Annotated in this window: 15 protein-coding genes; 13 read left to right on the forward strand and 2 right to left on the reverse strand. The window is 70.6% G+C overall.

Annotation, left to right across the window (positions count from 1 at the left end):
• On the reverse strand, positions 1–320 hold a 320-nt coding region (locus VM324_06135; GenBank protein ID HVL98849.1), incomplete at its 3' end, for a hypothetical protein.
• A 134-nt stretch (positions 321–454) separates the two neighbouring features.
• On the opposite strand from VM324_06135, the gene VM324_06140 reads away from it, so the two are divergent.
• The 4 genes from VM324_06140 (at position 455) to VM324_06155 (ending at position 4,904) form a co-directional block, all read left to right on the forward strand.
• Positions 455–1,669 carry an acetyl-CoA C-acetyltransferase gene (locus tag VM324_06140; GenBank protein ID HVL98850.1) on the forward strand — a complete coding sequence of 405 codons (1,215 nt, stop codon included), beginning with the start codon at positions 455–457 and terminating at the stop codon, positions 1,667–1,669.
• Positions 1,670–1,768: 99 nt separating this feature from the next.
• Entirely contained in the window at positions 1,769–3,454 is a 1,686-nt protein-coding gene (locus tag VM324_06145) for a HAMP domain-containing sensor histidine kinase (protein ID HVL98851.1), read from the forward strand.
• 264 nt (positions 3,455–3,718) lie between these two features.
• Positions 3,719–4,375, forward strand: a complete 657-nt coding sequence (locus VM324_06150; protein ID HVL98852.1) for a response regulator transcription factor — start codon at positions 3,719–3,721, stop codon at positions 4,373–4,375.
• A 316-nt stretch (positions 4,376–4,691) separates the two neighbouring features.
• Complete coding sequence (locus VM324_06155; GenBank protein ID HVL98853.1) at positions 4,692–4,904, forward strand: Flp family type IVb pilin; 213 nt, start codon at positions 4,692–4,694, stop codon at positions 4,902–4,904.
• A 230-nt stretch (positions 4,905–5,134) separates the two neighbouring features.
• On the opposite strand, the gene VM324_06160 is transcribed toward VM324_06155, so the two are convergent.
• Positions 5,135–5,464: a hypothetical protein gene (locus VM324_06160; GenBank protein HVL98854.1), complete on the reverse strand. Its 330-nt coding sequence runs from the start codon at positions 5,462–5,464 to the stop codon at positions 5,135–5,137.
• Positions 5,465–5,556: 92 nt separating this feature from the next.
• On the opposite strand from VM324_06160, the gene VM324_06165 reads away from it, so the two are divergent.
• The 9 genes from VM324_06165 (at position 5,557) to VM324_06205 (ending at position 16,285) form a co-directional block, all read left to right on the forward strand.
• Positions 5,557–6,543, forward strand: coding sequence for a pilus assembly protein TadG-related protein (locus VM324_06165; protein ID HVL98855.1), 987 nt, complete (start codon positions 5,557–5,559; stop codon positions 6,541–6,543).
• Between the two features lie 26 nt (positions 6,544–6,569).
• The gene (locus tag VM324_06170) at positions 6,570–7,358 is read left to right on the forward strand and encodes an RcpC/CpaB family pilus assembly protein (protein HVL98856.1); all 789 of its coding nucleotides are present in this window, start codon (positions 6,570–6,572) and stop codon (positions 7,356–7,358) included.
• Positions 7,355–8,563, forward strand: coding sequence for an AAA family ATPase (locus VM324_06175; GenBank protein HVL98857.1), 1,209 nt, complete (start codon positions 7,355–7,357; stop codon positions 8,561–8,563). The genes VM324_06170 and VM324_06175 overlap by 4 nt, the downstream gene beginning before the upstream one ends.
• Complete coding sequence (locus VM324_06180; protein HVL98858.1) at positions 8,560–9,984, forward strand: CpaF family protein; 1,425 nt, start codon at positions 8,560–8,562, stop codon at positions 9,982–9,984. The genes VM324_06175 and VM324_06180 overlap by 4 nt, the downstream gene beginning before the upstream one ends.
• Positions 9,981–11,861 (forward strand): type II secretion system F family protein, encoded by a 1,881-nt coding sequence (locus VM324_06185; protein HVL98859.1) that lies wholly within the window; start codon positions 9,981–9,983, stop codon positions 11,859–11,861. The genes VM324_06180 and VM324_06185 overlap by 4 nt, the downstream gene beginning before the upstream one ends.
• Positions 11,862–11,872: 11 nt before the next feature.
• Entirely contained in the window at positions 11,873–12,808 is a 936-nt protein-coding gene (locus VM324_06190; GenBank protein HVL98860.1) for a type II secretion system F family protein, read from the forward strand.
• A gap of 95 nt (positions 12,809–12,903) precedes the next feature.
• Positions 12,904–13,794 (forward strand): DnaB-like helicase C-terminal domain-containing protein, encoded by an 891-nt coding sequence (locus VM324_06195; GenBank protein ID HVL98861.1) that lies wholly within the window; start codon positions 12,904–12,906, stop codon positions 13,792–13,794.
• A gap of 2 nt (positions 13,795–13,796) precedes the next feature.
• Positions 13,797–15,311 (forward strand): alpha/beta hydrolase, encoded by a 1,515-nt coding sequence (locus tag VM324_06200; GenBank protein HVL98862.1) that lies wholly within the window; start codon positions 13,797–13,799, stop codon positions 15,309–15,311.
• Between the two features lie 428 nt (positions 15,312–15,739).
• Complete coding sequence (locus VM324_06205) at positions 15,740–16,285, forward strand: Uma2 family endonuclease (protein ID HVL98863.1); 546 nt, start codon at positions 15,740–15,742, stop codon at positions 16,283–16,285.
• Positions 16,286–16,345 lie beyond the last annotated feature (60 nt).

A 16,345-nucleotide genomic window follows, 5' to 3' on the forward strand; every position in this document is an offset into this window, starting at 1 on the left:
GGCCCCACCAGCCTCGGCGCCCACACCGGCGGCGGCGGGTCGGGGACGGGCGCCGCCGGTGTGGGCGCCGAGGCTGGTGGGGCCTGCTCGGTCCCGGGCGGCGCGGCTTCGGGCGCGGCCTCGGCCACGGCGGCCGGGGGCGCCCCGCCGCCGCCGGGCGCGGCGATGACCGGTGGCGGACCGACTTCCGTGCGATGGACGGTCACCCCGGCCAGCGCCACGGTGAGCTGGACGGCGATGGCCGCCGCGGTCACGATCCGGCAGCGCTCCTGCCAGCTGCTCGCCCGACGCTGCTGCGGGCTCGACGCGCGCACGTCCATCTGGCCCCCCGAGAAGGTTCCGGCCCCACACAATGGCGGCTCCCGCTGCGGGGGGCAAGGGGTTCCTGGCTGCTCTGCGGCGGCCCCGCGGTCCGGCGCTACCCTCGGCGCCCCGCCGCCGGAAGGAGCACGCCGTGCCAGAGCCCGTGATCGTGGCCGCGACCCGCAGCCCGGTGGGCAGGGCGTTCAAGGGGTCGCTCGTCCACCTGCGACCCGACGACCTGGCCGCGGCGATGGTCACCGCGGTCCTCGACAAGATCCCTGAGCTCGACCGCACCGAGATCGACGACCTCATGCTCGGCTGCGGCCTGCCGGGCGGCGAGCAGGGCTTCAACATGGCGCGGGTCGTCGCGATCCTCGCCGGGCTGCCGACGGTCCCCGGCACGACCGTCACCCGCTACTGCTCCTCGAGCCTGCAGACCATCCGGATGGCGGCGCACGCCATCAGAGCGGGGGAGGGCGACGTCTTCGTCGCGGCGGGGGTGGAGACCGTCAGCCGCTTCGCCAAGGGCAGCGCCGACAGCCTGCCCGACACGCGCAACCCCCGCTTCGCCGAGGCGGGCGAGCGCACCGCGCGGCGCGCCGACGGCGGCGCGGGTCCGTGGGAGCCCCATGCGGGCCTGCCCGACGTCTACATCGCGATGGGCCAGACCGCCGAGAACGTCGCGCAGCTGGAGGGGGTGACCCGCGAGGGGATGGACGCCTTCGCCCTGCGCAGCCAGACGCGCGCCGTGGCGGCGCAGCGCAGCGGGTTCTTCGACCGGGAGATCACCCCCGTGACCTTGCCGGACGGCACGGTGGTGGCCGCCGACGACGGGCCCCGCCCGAACACGAGCCTCGAGAAGCTCGCGAGCCTCGAGCCGGTGTTCCGCCCCGACGGCACCGTCACCGCCGGCAACGCCTGCCCCTTGAACGACGGTGCCGCCGCGGTCGTCGTCATGAGCGACGAGAAGGCCCGCCGGCTCGGCGTGGCGCCCCTCGCGCGGGTCGTCGCGAGCGGCGTGTCGGCCCTGGACCCCGAGATCATGGGGCTCGGGCCGATCGGCGCGACCCGGCAGGCGCTCGCGCGGGCGGGCATGACCATCGCCGACGTCGACCTCGTGGAGATCAACGAGGCGTTCGCCGCGCAGGTCATCCCCTCCGCCCGCCGCCTCGACGTGGACATAGAGCGCCAGCTGAACGTCAACGGCGGCTCCATCGCCATCGGCCACCCCTTCGGGATGACCGGGGCGCGCATCATGTGCACGCTGCTGAACGGGCTGGCCACCGCGGACAAGGTCGTGGGGCTCGAGACGATGTGCGTAGGGGGCGGTCAGGGGATGGCGATGATCGTCGAGCGGCTCCGCTGATCGCCCTACCTGACCGGCACACTGTCCTGCCGGTCCCCTACTAAACACCCCCAATTGGGGGGTTCACAGACCGTCACCGGGTGTCTACACTCCCCCCTCGTGGCTACCAACGGCATAGGGTCGCGCTCATCCCCCTATTGGGGGGGCGACCGGCGGCAGACGCTCGCACGGCCAGGGGGGTCGCCGACGACCGCTCTCCTCGTTGGCGCGGGGCTCATCGTCGGCCTGTGGGCGCTGGTCAACCTCGTCGGCGGGCTGAGCGCCCCCGGCGCGGGCACCGACATGATTCTCCTCCACGCCTTGCTCGACACCGGTGCGGCGGCGCTTGCGGTGGTCGTGGCTGTGCTCTGCGTCGTGCGCTGGCGCCTGGTCGGGGAGGCGGCGGCGCTGTGGTCCGGCGTCGCGTTGCTCGTCTACGGGATCGTCACCCTCGCTCTCACGGGCGTGCTGCCGCACGTGTTCGACGTCGGTGATGCGGTCGTGTGGCTGCGGCCCGCCAGCCGCTTCGTCGTCATGGCGTTCCTCGCCGCCGCGGTCGTCAGCCCGCCCGTGGACGGGCGTCTCGGACTCACCAGGTTGCTCCTGTTCGCCGTGTCCGCGACCGTCGTCCTCGCCGTCGCGTTCCAGCTCATTCCGGGTGCCTCCCAGTACCTCACCGGCGGGGCCGACGCCCATCTCGGCGTCCCGGCGAGCGGCTACGGCTCCCTCCTCGTCACGGTGCTGTGGGGCGCCCTGTTCGCCGGGTTCATGCTTCGCGGCCACCGGGAGAGCCGTCCGCTGCTCAGCTGGCTGGGCCTGCTCCTCCTCGGGCTGGCGTTGGCGGAGCTCACCCGGCTCCTCGCGGCCTACAACGTCGACCTGTGGAGCGCCGGCGCCCATCTCCTGCGGCTCACGGCCCTGGCCGTCGCCATGGCCGGAGCGACCATCGAGCTGCAACGCGCGTTCAGCCTCCAGAGCGACCACCTCATGCGGACGGTGGTGTCGGCCCGCGCCGCGGAGGCACGCGTCCGCGCCGAGCGCCAGGAGGTCGAGGAGCGCGCGCACGAGGCCCGTAACGCGCTCACGGCGATCGAGGGGGCGAGCCAGACACTCGAGCGCTACCGCGACCGCCTCGACGCCGACACCCGCAGCTCGCTCATGACGGCGTTGAGTGCGGAGATCGCACGGCTGCAGCGGCTCGTGAGCGCGGAGAAGATCACCGCGGACCGGGTGCCGTTCAAGGTCGCCGAGTCGCTGGCCCCGGTCGTCACCGGCGCGCGTACGCACGGTGCCGGTGTGCTCGTCGACATCGACGACGAGCTCACCGCCTTCGGCCGCTGGGCCGACACGGCCGAGGTGGTGCAGAACCTCATCGAGAACGCCCGGCGCTACGCTCCCGGCTCACCCGTGGTCGTCCGCGCCCGTCGCGAGTGCGATAGAGTGCTCGTGCGCGTGGAGGACCGCGGCCCCGGCGTCGCCCCGGAGCAGCGCGAGGCGATCTTCCGTCGGGGCGTACGCGGCAAGCAGGGCGACGGCGTCGCGGGGTCGGGACTCGGCCTGTACGTGTCGGCCCGGCTCATGCGCGACCAGGGGGGTGACCTCCGGCTGGAGGACCGCCCGGGCGGCGGTGCGGTCTTCGTGGTGGACCTGCCGGCTGAGGAGGACTCAGCGGTCGAGACCGGTGGAGGGGGGCATGTCGAGGGCGTCAGCACAGCGCTGGACGAGCGCGACGAGGCTCCCGAGGTCGTCGAGGGGGACGGACCTGCCGCCCACCCTCGCCGTGCCGAGCGCGGGGGCCTCCGGTAGACGGATCACCACGGAGGCCTCCAGCTCGGTCTCTTCCGTGCCGACGAGGGCGATGTCGAAGTGGCCCTCGGCCTCGTCGCCGTCGAGGACCACGACGTCACGGTCCTCGCGGCTGAGCACCCGCGACAGCGCGTCGCTGAACAGTCGCGGCTCGACCGCGATGGCCAGACGGCGGCGGGCAGGCGTCATGAGAAGAGGATGGCCTGTCGCCTACCGTCCGTCATCCCTAATATTGATGAGCATGTGGGAATGTGCGGGGCTGCCATGAACACACGGATCCTGATCGTCGAGGACCACGCGCTGCTGGCGCAGAGCCTGCAGTTCGCCCTGGAGGACGACGGCTACGAGGTCGAGGTTGCCGCGGACATCAGCCCTGAGGCGGTGGTGAAGGCGGCTGACCGCTTCCGGCCCGCTATCGTCCTCCTCGACCTCGACCTCGGCGACGAGGGCTCCTCCCTGCCGATCATCCCGCCGCTGCGGGACATCGGCGCCTGCGTCGTCATGGTGACCGGTGAGGAGAACCGCGCGCGCCTCGGCGAGTGCGTGAACGCCGGGGCGATGGGGATCGTGCCGAAGTCGGCGCCCTTCGGCGATCTCGTCAGCGCCGTGCGCGAGGCCGCGGAGCTGCGCAGCCTGCTGCCGAAGCCCGACCGCGACGCGCTGCTCGCCGAGATGCGCCGCCAGCACGCCGAGGCCGAGAAGCGCCTCGCCGCCTTCTCCCGCCTCACCATGCGGGAGAAGGAGGTCCTCGCCGGCCTCTGCGACGGCAAGTCCGCCGAGACCATGGCCACCGAGGCGTTCGTGTCCCTCGCGACCATCCGCAGCCAGATTCGCACGCTGCTGCAGAAGCTCGGCGTCAACTCCCAGATCGGCGCCGTCGCCATGGCCCGCCGCGCCGGCTGGGAGCTCGACCGCGACTGACCCGCATTCGCCGGGGTTGCCACGCCCCGACACGGCGGCCCCCATCGACGAGCACGGTCGTCTGCCCACGCCATCATCGGGGCGCCGACGGCCACGCGGCCTCGCGTTCTCCACCCGAGTAGTACGCAAGCCGTGGCCCCGGGTCATCAATATTGATGATCGCAGCGCCGCCAACGCCGACGAAGCCTCCCGAAACGGACGAGGGGACATTCATCAATCTTGGGGATGACGCCCTCCCCCGGCCGCGCGACTATTCCGTCATCAAGCAAGACGTTCGCACGAAGGCGGGCGTCGCGAGCACCAGGAGAAGATCACAATGATTCACGCACTTGTCACCCTCCAGATGCTGGCGCAGCGCGCCGGCGAGCGTCTCAACCGCGAAGAGACCGGCGCCACTGCCGTTGAGTACGGCCTGCTGGTCGCCCTTATCGCTGCCGTCATCGCCGCTACGGTCTTCACCCTCGGTGGCGAGATCGATACTGCATTCCAGACCGTCGTCGACTGTATCCAGGCCCCCGCCGCCTGCTAGTTAGCTAGCCAAGCCGCACAACGGGAGGCCCGGTGGTTCCTTCGGGGCCGCCGGGCCTCCCACTCTTACTACGCACGAGGTCCACCGATGAACACGAGCGAGTCGAACCTCGGCGATGGTCTGGCCTGCTCGGGCGCAGGCGAGCAGGGTGCTACCGCCGTTGACTACGCACTGATCGCCGCGGTCATGCAGGAATCGTCGGCACGTCGGTCAGCAGATACTCAACCTCTTCACCAACCTCGAAGGTGCGTTCTGACATGAAGCGGCGGCGTGGACACAACGGCGAGCGCGGCGCAGCCGCCGTCGAGTTCGCCCTCGTATTCCCACTCCTCATCGTTTTGCTCTTTGGGATACTCGTATTCGGCCTGGTGTTCTTTCAATGGCAAGGCGTCCAGGCCGCCGCTCGGGAGGGCGCTCGCATGGCATCCCTGAGCCAGACCACGCAAGCTCAGATCCGCGACCGTGTTGACAACTCCTTGCAAGGCGTTCCACTCCCCAACGGCCGGACGATCGCCGTTGATCCCAACGTGGCCCGTCCGTGCAATTTCCGCGCAGGTCAAACCGTCAGGGTGCGAGTGGCTACTACCACCACCATCAATATCCCGCTCATCCCCACCGCAACGGTGTCCCTTGGGGGACAGGGAGTCTTCCGGTGCGAATAGCTGCCCGCATCGAAGTTATTCCCCAGGATCACGGTGCAGTCTCGGTCATGGTGGCCGTGTGCCTCGTCATGCTGTTCGGTGCCACAGCCCTGGCCGTGGATGCTGGCCGCTTGTGGGAGCAACGTCGCCATCTTGTCACGACCACCGACGCCGCGGCGCTCGCTGCTGCCCAGTTGTACGGCGAGGCCAGCAATGGCTGCGCGGCCGCCCCTGGTTGGATAGCTAACAACCACGCCACCGCCGCCATGACATCCTGCAACCTGGTTCCCATTGGCTCAAATGCCGGCCATGTCACCGTACAAGCCCGCACGGACGTCGACTTCTCCTTCGCACCGGCCCTGCCTAGCGCCCCTAGCAGCGCAAGCGTGCCATCCAGCTCCACGGCCATCTTCGGCCAGGCCAACACCGTGTTTGGCTTGCGCCCGATCGGCATCTGCAAGGACCACCCTGCGCTCCAAGCATGGATCACCGCGGGTGCTCAGGACGATGGCCAGATACACCGCATCGGCTATAACAAGAATGACAACGCCCACTGCGGCGAGGCCACTGGGAACTGGGGCCTGATGGCCTTCACCGGTGAGCAGTCAAACGCGGTGTTCAAAGAGCACGTGGAGGTGGGGTACGACGGCGGCGTTTCCATCGGCGATGAAGTGCGTGCGAGCACCGGGTCGTTCAACAACTCCATTCAGCCTCAGTTGAACACGCTCAAGGGGCAAACCTTCGCGGTGCCCATCTTCAGCTCGGTCATCGATCCAAACGGGCAGAACGCCCGCTACGTCATCTCCGGGTTCCTGACCATCACCCTGCACGATTTCAAGGTCACAGGCGCTGCGGCTGGTCGCTGGATGGACGTTGAGTTTCACCGGCGCGCCCTTACAGGGACATGCTGCTCAAGCGGGCCTTCGACCGGAGCGATCGTCATCGCCATCTGCGCGGTGGACCCCGATGCCACGGCCATCGCAGCTTGCAACCCTTAACAACAACTAAAGGAAAGAGACGGACAATGGCAAGACGGATACTCGGTATCGTGGCGGCGGTGGTGCTCGCCGCGGTCGGCACGGGCGTGCTAGTGCTGTACGTGCAGGGCGCCGAGCAGCGCGCCCTGGCCGGTGAGCGCACCGTCGACGTGCTCGTCGTGCAGGCGCCCATCAAGAAGGGCACGACCGCCGAGCAGTTGGCGGGTCTGGTCGAGTCCAGCAAGATCCCGGCCAAGGTGCAGGCCATCGACAGCGTCAGCAGCCTCGACGAGCTCGACGGCAAGGTCGCCGCAGTGGACCTCGTGGTCGGCGAGCAGCTCGTCGCCACGCGCTTCGTCGAACCGGCGCAGCTGGCTCGTACCGGCTCCGTGGACATCCCCGACGGTCTGCAGCAGGTGACCCTGTCGCTGGAGCCGCAGCGGGCTGTCGGCGGCCGGCTCGCGCCGGGGGACACGGTCGGGGTGTTCATCTCCTTCGCGCCGTTCGACCTGGAGGGCGTCATCCTATCGGACGAGGAGGGGAACACCGCGGAGGTCAGCAAGACACCGAACACCACACACCTCACTTTCCACAAGGTCCTGGTGACCAACGTCCAGGGCGAGGCCGCGCCCGCAGCCGAGGACGACGAGGACGCCACCACCGGTCCCACGCCCGCACCCGGCGGGAGCTACCTGATCACCCTGGCGGTCGACGCGGCCCAAGCCGAGCGGATCGTCTTCGCCGCCGAGTTCGGGCTCCTGTGGCTGTCCAACGAGCCGGGCGCCGCCGTTGAGGACGGGACCGAGATCCGCACGAGAGGAAACGTGTACCCATGACCGACAGCCGCATCGTGCTGGCGACCACCGACCCCGACTACGAGCGCCGCCTGCGCAGCGCCTACGCGGGGGCGCTCAACGGTGACCTGCGTACGCTCTCCGACGAGGTGCTCGGCCTGCCGGCATCCCAGATCGTCGAGGCGATCGCCGGGGGCTCGTCCCCCGTCGAGGTCCTCGCCCTGGGCCCGGGCTTGCCGGTCGAGGAATCACTCGAGCTGGCGCGCCGCTTCGACCTCGACCATCCCGAAGTCAGCGTCGTGCTCATCACCCGGCCCTCAGCCGACTTGTGGGCCAAAGCCGCACGCTCCGGCGTGCGCGACATCCTCGATCCCGACGCCGACTCCGCGGAGCTCCTCGACGTCATGGAGCGGGCCAGCCAGAGCGCCGTGCGGCGCCGGGCCAGCTTCGCCGGGGACCCCGATGCCGCAGACGCCACCCCCGGTCATATCATCACCATCGTCTCTCCGAAGGGCGGGTCCGGCAAGACCACCGTGGCGACCAACCTGGCCGTGGGCCTGGCCCAGGTCGCACCCGGAGAGGCCGTGATCGTCGACCTCGACCTGCAGTTCGGCGACGTGGCGGGGGCGTTGCAGCTCATCCCCGAGCACACCATGGCCGATGCCGCCCGCACCCCAGACCTCCTGGACGCCACCGCCCTCAAGGTGCTGCTCACCCCCCACAGCAGCGGGCTGTACGCGCTGTGCGCCCCCGACTCACCCGCCGAGGGCGAACTGATCACCGGCGAGGCCGTCACGGCGATCCTGCGGCGCCTCAGCGAGAACTTCCGCTACGTCATCATCGACTCCTCCGCAGGCCTGACGGAAGCGACCCTCTCGGCGCTCGAGGCGTCCACGGACATCATGCTGATGTGCTCCATGGACGTGCCCAGCGTGCGCAGCCTGCGCAAGGTCGTCGTGGCACTGGACCAGCTGCATATGACCAGCCAGCGCCGTCACCTGGTGCTCAACCGCGCCGACACTCGCGTCGGCATGTCCGCACAGGACGTCGAAGCCACCGTCGGGCTGCCCGTCGACGTCGCCGTGGCCAGCAGCAGAGCCGTTCCCCTCGCCATCAACCAGGGCATCCCGCTGGTGCTCAGCGACGCCAAGCACCCCGTGTCCAAGCAGCTTGCGCAGCTTGTCGGGCGGTTCGTGGAGCAGCCGGCCAGAGCCGGGCGGTTCGGCAAGCGGAGGAGCACCCGATGAGGCTGTCAGACCGCCTGAGCCAGGTCAACGGGGGCACGCCGAGGGCGAACCCCACCGAGCACCGCGTGCTGCCGCTGCCGGCGCCACCAGAGGAGCCGGCGACTGACCCGCTGGTCGAGCTGAAGCAGCGCGCCGAGCAGTCGCTGTTCTCCCGGCTCGGGGCCCGCCTGTACGACGCATCACTCAGCGAGGAGCAGCTGCACACCTTCGTGCGCCAGGAGCTCAGTAAGGTGATCGCCGAGGAGCGCGCGCCCCTCTCCGACACCGAGCGGGACAACCTCGTCAGCGCCATCAGCGAGAACGTCCTCGGTTACGGGCCGGTGCAGCCGTTCCTCGACGACCCCAGCGTGACCGAGGTGATGGTCAACGCGGAGAAGCGCATCTACATCGAGCGCGCGGGCAAGCTCGAGCGGACCAGCGCGCGGTTCTTCTCCGACGACCACCTGCGGCGCGTGATCGAGCGCATCGTCAGCCAGGTCGGCCGCCGCATCGACGAGTCCTCCCCCATGGTCGACGCGCGCCTGCCCGACGGGTCGCGGGTCAACGCCATCATTCCCCCGCTGTCGGTGGACGGACCGACCCTGACCATCCGCAAGTTCGCCGCGGACCCCTACCAGACCGACGACCTCGTCGGCTTCGGCACCATGACCCCCGAGATCGCCGAACTGCTCGCCGCGTGCGTGCAGGGACGACTGAACATCCTGGTTTCCGGCGGGACCGGCACCGGCAAGACGACGATGCTGAACGTCATCTCCTCGTTCGTGCCGCCTGGGGAGCGGATCGTGACCATCGAGGACTCCGTCGAGCTCCAGCTGCACCAAGACCACGTCGTCCGCCTCGAGGCCCGCCCGCCCAACATCGAAGGCAAGGGCGCGGTCGGCATCCGCGACCTGGTGCGCAACGCCCTGCGCATGCGCCCCGACCGCATCATCGTCGGCGAGGTCCGTGGCGGCGAGGCCCTCGACATGCTCCAGGCCATGAACACCGGCCACGACGGGTCACTGACGACCCTGCACGCCAACACCCCCCGCGACGCCATCGCTCGCCTTGAAACCATGGTGCTGATGGCGGGCATGGACCTGCCGATGCGGGCCATCCGCGAGCAGATCTCCTCCGCAATCGACGTCATGGTGCACGTCACACGGCTGCGCGACGGGAGCCGGCGCATCACCCATGTCACCGAGGTGCACGGCATGGAGGGCGACGTCGTCACCCTCCAGGACATCTTCACGTTTGACTACTCCGCAGGCATCGACGAGAGCGGCCGCTACCGCGGTGGCCAGCGTCCCACCGGCATCCGCCCGGCGTTCACCGAGCAGCTCAGCCACTACGGCATCCAGCTGCCGGTGCGCCTGTTCGGCCAGCCGGACAACGCCGCGGTCATCGAGGCCCTGCGCCCCGGCCGCCGGCCGCTGCCATGAGACACCGTTACGCCTTCGCGGGGGTCGCAGCAGTGGTGTTCGCGCTGGCCCTCGCGCCGGCGCTCGCAGCCGAGACGATCGACACCGACGGTCTGAGCATCACCGCGGTCGACACGACCGATCATCCTGAGGTCAGGGTCACGGTCAGCGCATCGCGGGATCAGGTCGGTCCCGACCTGCCAGCGGAGGCCTTCAGCCTCACCGAGGGCGGGCAGGATCGTGAAGTCGCCGTCCAAACACTGCCCCCTGATGAGCGCCAGGTTGTGGTCGCCATCGATGCCTCCGGCAGCATGGGCGTCGAACCAATGGAGGCCGCCAAAGCCGCCGCTGCGACGTTCGTGCAGCGGCTGCCAGAGGGGACGCGTGCCGCGGTCATCGAGTTCAGCGCGGATGCCAGGGTGGTAAGCCCCCTGTCGGCCGATGTCGCCGCGCACGTCGCGGCCATCGGTGGCATGTCGGCCGACGGTGGCACGGCGTTGTACGACGCGATCGCCGCCAGCCTGGAGCAGTTCGAGGGTGGCGACGGCCAGGCGCTCGTCCTGTTGTCCGACGGCGGCGACACGGAAAGCGCCCTCGCCCTCGACCAGATCGAGGCGCGCGTCAGGGCCTCCGGTGCCACCCTCTACATCGTCGGGCTGGAGACCGAGGCGACCGACACCGCGGCCCTCCAGCGCCTGGCCCTCGCCGGCAACGGTCGCGTCGTTTCCGCGACCGAGCCCGCTCAACTCGCGAGCATGTACGACATCATCGCGGAAGACATCATCGCGGCAGAACCACGCGACAACTACCTGCTGACCTACCGTTCCAACGTCCGGGGGCCTGTCGACCTGAGCGTCGTAGTAGCCCACCAGGCCGGCCTCTCCGAGGTGACCAGCCGGGTGACCATGCCCTCCCCGCCGGTCGTGGCCTTCGCACCCAGCATCCTGGCATCACCATGGACCCTTGCGGTCGGCGCGGCCATGGTGTTCATCGCCATCGGCCTGCTCATGCTCGTCGCCCTCTGGCCGGGCGAGGTGCGCTCGATTCTCTCCGTGCGCAGAGCGCACGACACGACGGGGGCACCCACGATCCCGGGCATGGCCTCGTTGGCCAACCGGGCGACCCTGGTGGTCGACCGCGCCCTCACCCGCCGGAGCTGGACTCCGTCGCTGAACGCCAGCCTGGAGCGTGCCGCCATCGCCCTGCGCCCGGCTGAGTTCGTCCTGCTGACCGGCTGCGCCGTGATCACCGCGTTCGCGGCCGGGCTGCTGTTCGGCGGGTTCCTGCTGGGTCTGATGCTGAGCGCAGTCGTGGTGATTGTGGCCTTCCTGGGCTTGAAGGCCCTGGGGGAACGCCGACGTGCGAGGTTCGCTGATCAGCTCGGCGAGACCCTCCAGCTACTCTCCGGCAGCCTCCGCGCCGGCTACAGCCTCCTGCAGGCCGTCGACGCCGTCGCCCGCGAGGCCGACTCCCCCACCGCCGAGGAGTTCCGGCGCATCGTGGTCGAGACCAGGCTCGGGCGCGAGCTCGACGACGCCCTGGAGGCCATGGACAACCGGATCGGCAGCGAGGACCTCCAGTGGGTGGTGCAAGCGATCACCATCCACCGCGAGGTCGGCGGTGACCTCGCGCAGGTCCTCGACACCGTCGCGGGGACCATCCGGGAACGCAACCAGATCCGCCGCCAGGTCAAGGCGCTGTCCGCCGAGGGCAAACTCTCCGCGATCGTGCTCTACGGCCTGCCGTTCGGCGTGGCTGGCTTCGTGGCCCTTACGAATCCCTCCTACCTCGCCCCTCTGGTGAGGGAGCCGATGGGATGGGCGATGCTGGCCGTGGGCGGGCTCCTGCTGGCGGTCGGCGGCGTCTGGCTGCGCAAGGTCGTCCGGATCACGTTCTAGGGAGTTGCCCGATGCCCATCCCGGTCCTTCTCGCCGCTGCCGCCGTCGCCGGCTCCCTGCCGCTGCTGTGGTGGGCCATCGCCGGCACCCGCGACCGCGCACGCCACGCCGTGGCCCACAACCTCGCCGGGGGCCTCGTCTCCACCGACCTGCGCCAGGCCGCCCTGGTGCGCGGCGCCGGCGAGCGGGCCGTGCGTCCCGCTCTCGCGTCGCTCGCCGAGCGCAGCCGCCGCTTGACCCCGGCCGGGTGGCTCGCCGCGCTCGAACGGCGCCTGGCACTGGCCGGTCGCCCGGCCGCCTGGCCGCTGGAGCGCGTTTTGGTCGTGAAACTGCTACTTGGCGCGGCCGGCGTGGTCTTCGGGATCTTGCTGTTCAGCACCAACGTCTCGCTGCGGTGGTTCGTCGGCGGTGTGGCAGCAGCCCTCCTCGCCTACTTCACCCCCGACCTGCTCCTCTACAGCAAAGGCACCGAGCGAGCGCAAGCCATCCAGCTGAAGCTGCCCGACACCCTCGATCAGATGTCGATCTGCGTGGAGGCAGGTCTTGGCTTCGAGGCCGCGATGGCTCGGGCCGGCCGGACGGGGGACGGCCCGCTGGCCGATGAATTGATGCGCACCCTCCAGGAGATGCAGGTCGGCGTGAAGCGCACGCAGGCGCTGCGCAATCTCGCGGACCGTACGAACGTGGCGGACCTGCGCCACTTCGTCCTGGCGGTCATCCAGGCGGAGTCCTACGGCGTCCCGACCGCCGACGTGCTGCGCACGCAGGCCGCCGAGCAGCGCGTGAAGCGCCGCCAGCGCGCCGAAGAGAAGGCCATGAAGATCCCGGTCAAGGTCATCTTCCCCCTGATCTTCTGCATCCTGCCGGTGCTTTTCATCGTCATCCTCGGCCCCGCGGTCATCAACATTTCCCAGACGCTGTTCGGCGCCGGGGGGCTCGGGGGGTGAGCGTCCCACGCACGGTCGCACGCGTCCTCGAAGACCTCCGAGCGGGGTCACCGGGCCGACGCACCGGGCCGCTGACGGCGTTTCCTACCGGATTCATGCCGCTCGACGAGGTGCTCGACGACGGCCTGCGCGCCCATGACCTCTTGCTCATGGGTGGCGTGCCGGGCGTCGGCAAGACCGTGGCGGCGCTGCAGATGGCCCGCAACATGGCCGCCGCCGGCAGCACGGCCATCTACGCGTGCTACGAGCACGACGAGGTCGACCTGCTCGGCCGGCTGCTGCTTCTGGAGCTCGGCGCCCTCGCGCGTCGGGAAGACGCCGTCGTGCTCGACAAGCTTCGCGTCGTCGTGCGGGAAGCCGCGCAGGGCCTGCGCAGCCTCGACGTCGTCGGTGAAGGACGGGCGCTGCTCGACGCGGCGCGCGACGCCATTGCTGACTACGCCGACCGCCTCCTGCTCGTGTGCGCCTCCGGCCGCCATACCGGCGTTGCCGAACTCGAGCAGCTCGTGACCGAACACGGCAACGGCACCGCGGCGCTGTTCGTCGACTACCTGCAGAAGGTGGCGGTCAAGCCTGATCCCCGTGACGAGGGCGAGAAGGTCACCGCGATCGCCGAAGGGCTGAAGGAGCTCGCGCTCGCCCACGACTGCCCGGTCGTCGCGGTCGTCGCCGCCGACCGGGCGTCGCTCGACGCGCGCCGGCTGCGCATGCACCATCTGCGCGGCTCGTCGGCGCTCGCCTATGAAAGCGACGTCGTCCTCATCCTCAACGAGAAGTTCTCCTGCGTGTCGAAGGTGCACCTGGCCTACGACGCGCGGCGCGCCGAGACCTACCGCCACTACGCGGTGTGGAGCATCGAGAAGAACCGCAGCGGCCCCACGGGGGTCGACCTGGAGTTCCGCAAGGACTTCGCCCACTACCGCTTCGACCCGCTCGGCGGCCACGTCGCTGAGCGGCTCGTCGACGAGCGCTTCGACGTCGACTGACGATGAGCCGGTCCAAGCCGCTCGGCCTCCTCCTCGCGGCCAGCCTCCTGCTCACCGCCTGCGGGCTCACGCAGCCGGCTCCCGAGGCGCTGCCCGCCGAGGAAGAGGCCACGGTGGACCCGACCGAGCCGCCCGAGGAACCACTCGAGAGCACGCTCGTGTGGACACCGTGCGAGGAGCCCTTCGAGTGCTCCACGCTGCCGGTGCCCCGCGACTACGGCCAGCCCGACGGCCCGACCGTCACGCTCGCGCTCATCCGCCTGCCGGCGCCTGCGGCCGCGCGGCGCATCGGCTCGCTCGTCGTCAACCCCGGCGGCCCGGGCGGCTCGGGCGTCGACTTCGTCCGCCAGGCGGGGGTGGAGACGTTCCCCGCCGAGCTGCGCGCCCGGTTCGACATCGTCGGGTTCGACCCGCGCGGCGTCGCCGCGAGCGAGGGCATCGCCTGCGACCAGGAGGCGGTCGCGCGCTTCGCCGGCACGCTCACCAGCGGCGTCGCCGACGTGCTCGCCGCCGCGCAGCGCTTCGCCGCCGGTTGCGCGGCACACGGCGGCGAGCTGCTCCCGCACGTGGCCACGCCGAACGTCGCCGCCGACCTCGACCTGCTCCGCGAAGCCCTGGGCGACCGCCGCCTGACCTACCTCGGCTACTCCTACGGCACGCTCATCGGCGCGATGTACGCCGAGCGCTACCCCGACAAGGTCCGCGCGATCGTGCTCGACGGCGCGGTCGACCCGGCGCAGGACGTCGTCGCCCGCGCCCGCGACAAGGCCGCCGCCACCGAGGTCGCGCTGCAGGACTTCCTGCAGTGGTGCAGGGACGAAGAGTGCTCGATGAGCGCCGTCGGGGAGCCGTCGATGGTGTGGGCCGCGGTGCTCGCCGCCCTCCAGCGGGGATCGGTGCCCGCACCGCTGCTCGGCGCCGGGCGCAGCATGAACCGCGGGGAGGCGATGTTCACCACCTCGGCGCTGCTCGCCGACCGCGCCGACGGTTGGCCGCTGCTCGCCGAGGCCCTCGCCATGGTCGCCGGCGACCACGACGCGAGCCTCCTGCTGGGGATGTTCGACGCCCTGAGCGGCCGCGACGCCGAGGCCGAGGAGCTGTCCGGCTTCGAGTTCGGCCAGCTCATGGCCGTCAACTGCCTCGACCTGCCGGCGCCGCCCGCCGAGGAGTACCCGCGCCTGCTCGCCGAGATGGAGGGCGTCTCCCCGCTGTTCGGCGCGGTGACGCTGCTGTCGTGGGCGCCGTGCAGCTACTGGCCGGTGCCCCCCGTGCGCCAGGCCGCGCCGATCCACGCGCCCGGCAGCCCGCCGCTCGTCGTCATCGGCACCCGCAACGACGGGGTCACGCCCTACGCCTGGTCGGAGGCGCTCGCCGGCCAGCTCGACAACGCCGTGCTGTTCACCCGCGACGGCGACACCCACACCGCGTTCGGCGGCGCGAACGTGTGCACCGACCGGGCGATCATGGGCTACCTGCTCGAGGAGCAGCCGCCCGAGGCCGGCAAGTCCTGCGGCTGACGTTCCTGCGATGGAGACTGCCCGTACCGCCAGAGGTGGTCCGGTCAGTCGTCGAACCGGCTCGGCAGCCCACGTTCACGCTGATCCGCCTCGACCGGGCAGGGGATCGTGGTCACGAAGTCCTCGCTGCCTGGCAAGGCGTCAAGCGGCCTGATTCGTACTACCCACTCCGCTTGGTAGCCGCCTCAGTAGCCGACCGCGGTCGCCAGCAACGCCACCGACCACAGGGCGAACGCCGCGGCCATCTTCGATCGGTCCATGCCGACCCCCCTCTCGTCCGGCGGGCCCCGCGGGCGTCGATAGTCACTCCTCCTGGCACGGACTCGGGACCTCGAGGGTCCCGGGGCTCGTCCACAGTCGGCCGGCGCATCGGGTGGCGGCGTACGCTGGCGCCCATAGCGTCGCTCCATGTGACCAGGAGGCAGCCGATGGGCACACCCGCTGGCGCCCGGCTCACCTACCGGGAGTACGAGGCGCTTCCCGAGCCGGACGACGGCAGCCGCTGCGAGCTCGTCGACGGACAGGTCGTCGTGACGCCGCCCCCCGACGACCCTCACCAGCAAGCGCTCCGGGAGCTCACCATCGAGCTGGGCCTGTGGGCTCGCGCGCACGCGGCAGAGGTGCTCCCCGGGCCCGGGCTGCTCGTCGCCGAGGACTCCGAGCTGATCCCCGACCTCATCGTCGTGCTCGCCGATCACCTGGACGAGGCCGGCCGGCGGGCGAAGACCCGTGCCGACCTCGTCGTCGAGATCTCCTCGCCGTCCACCCGACGGCGCGACCTCGGGCGCAAGCGTGAGCTCTACCAGGCGGCCGGCATCCCCGAGTACTGGTTCGTCGACCGGGAACGCGGCGAGGTGCTCGTGCACCGCCGGAAGGAGGGCGGCTACGCACCGGCGGTCCGCCTCACCCGCGGCACCAGTGTCACCTCGCCGTTGCTGCCGGGGTTCACGCTGCCCGTCGACCGGCTCTTCTGAGCCGCCGGCACCCGCGCAGGGCTACCTGCTCGAGGAGCAGCCACCCGAGGCCGGCAAGTC

It is taken from the genome of Egibacteraceae bacterium, from assembly GCA_035540635.1.
In the GTDB taxonomy this organism is placed as follows: Bacteria; Actinomycetota; Nitriliruptoria; order Euzebyales; family Egibacteraceae; genus DATLGH01.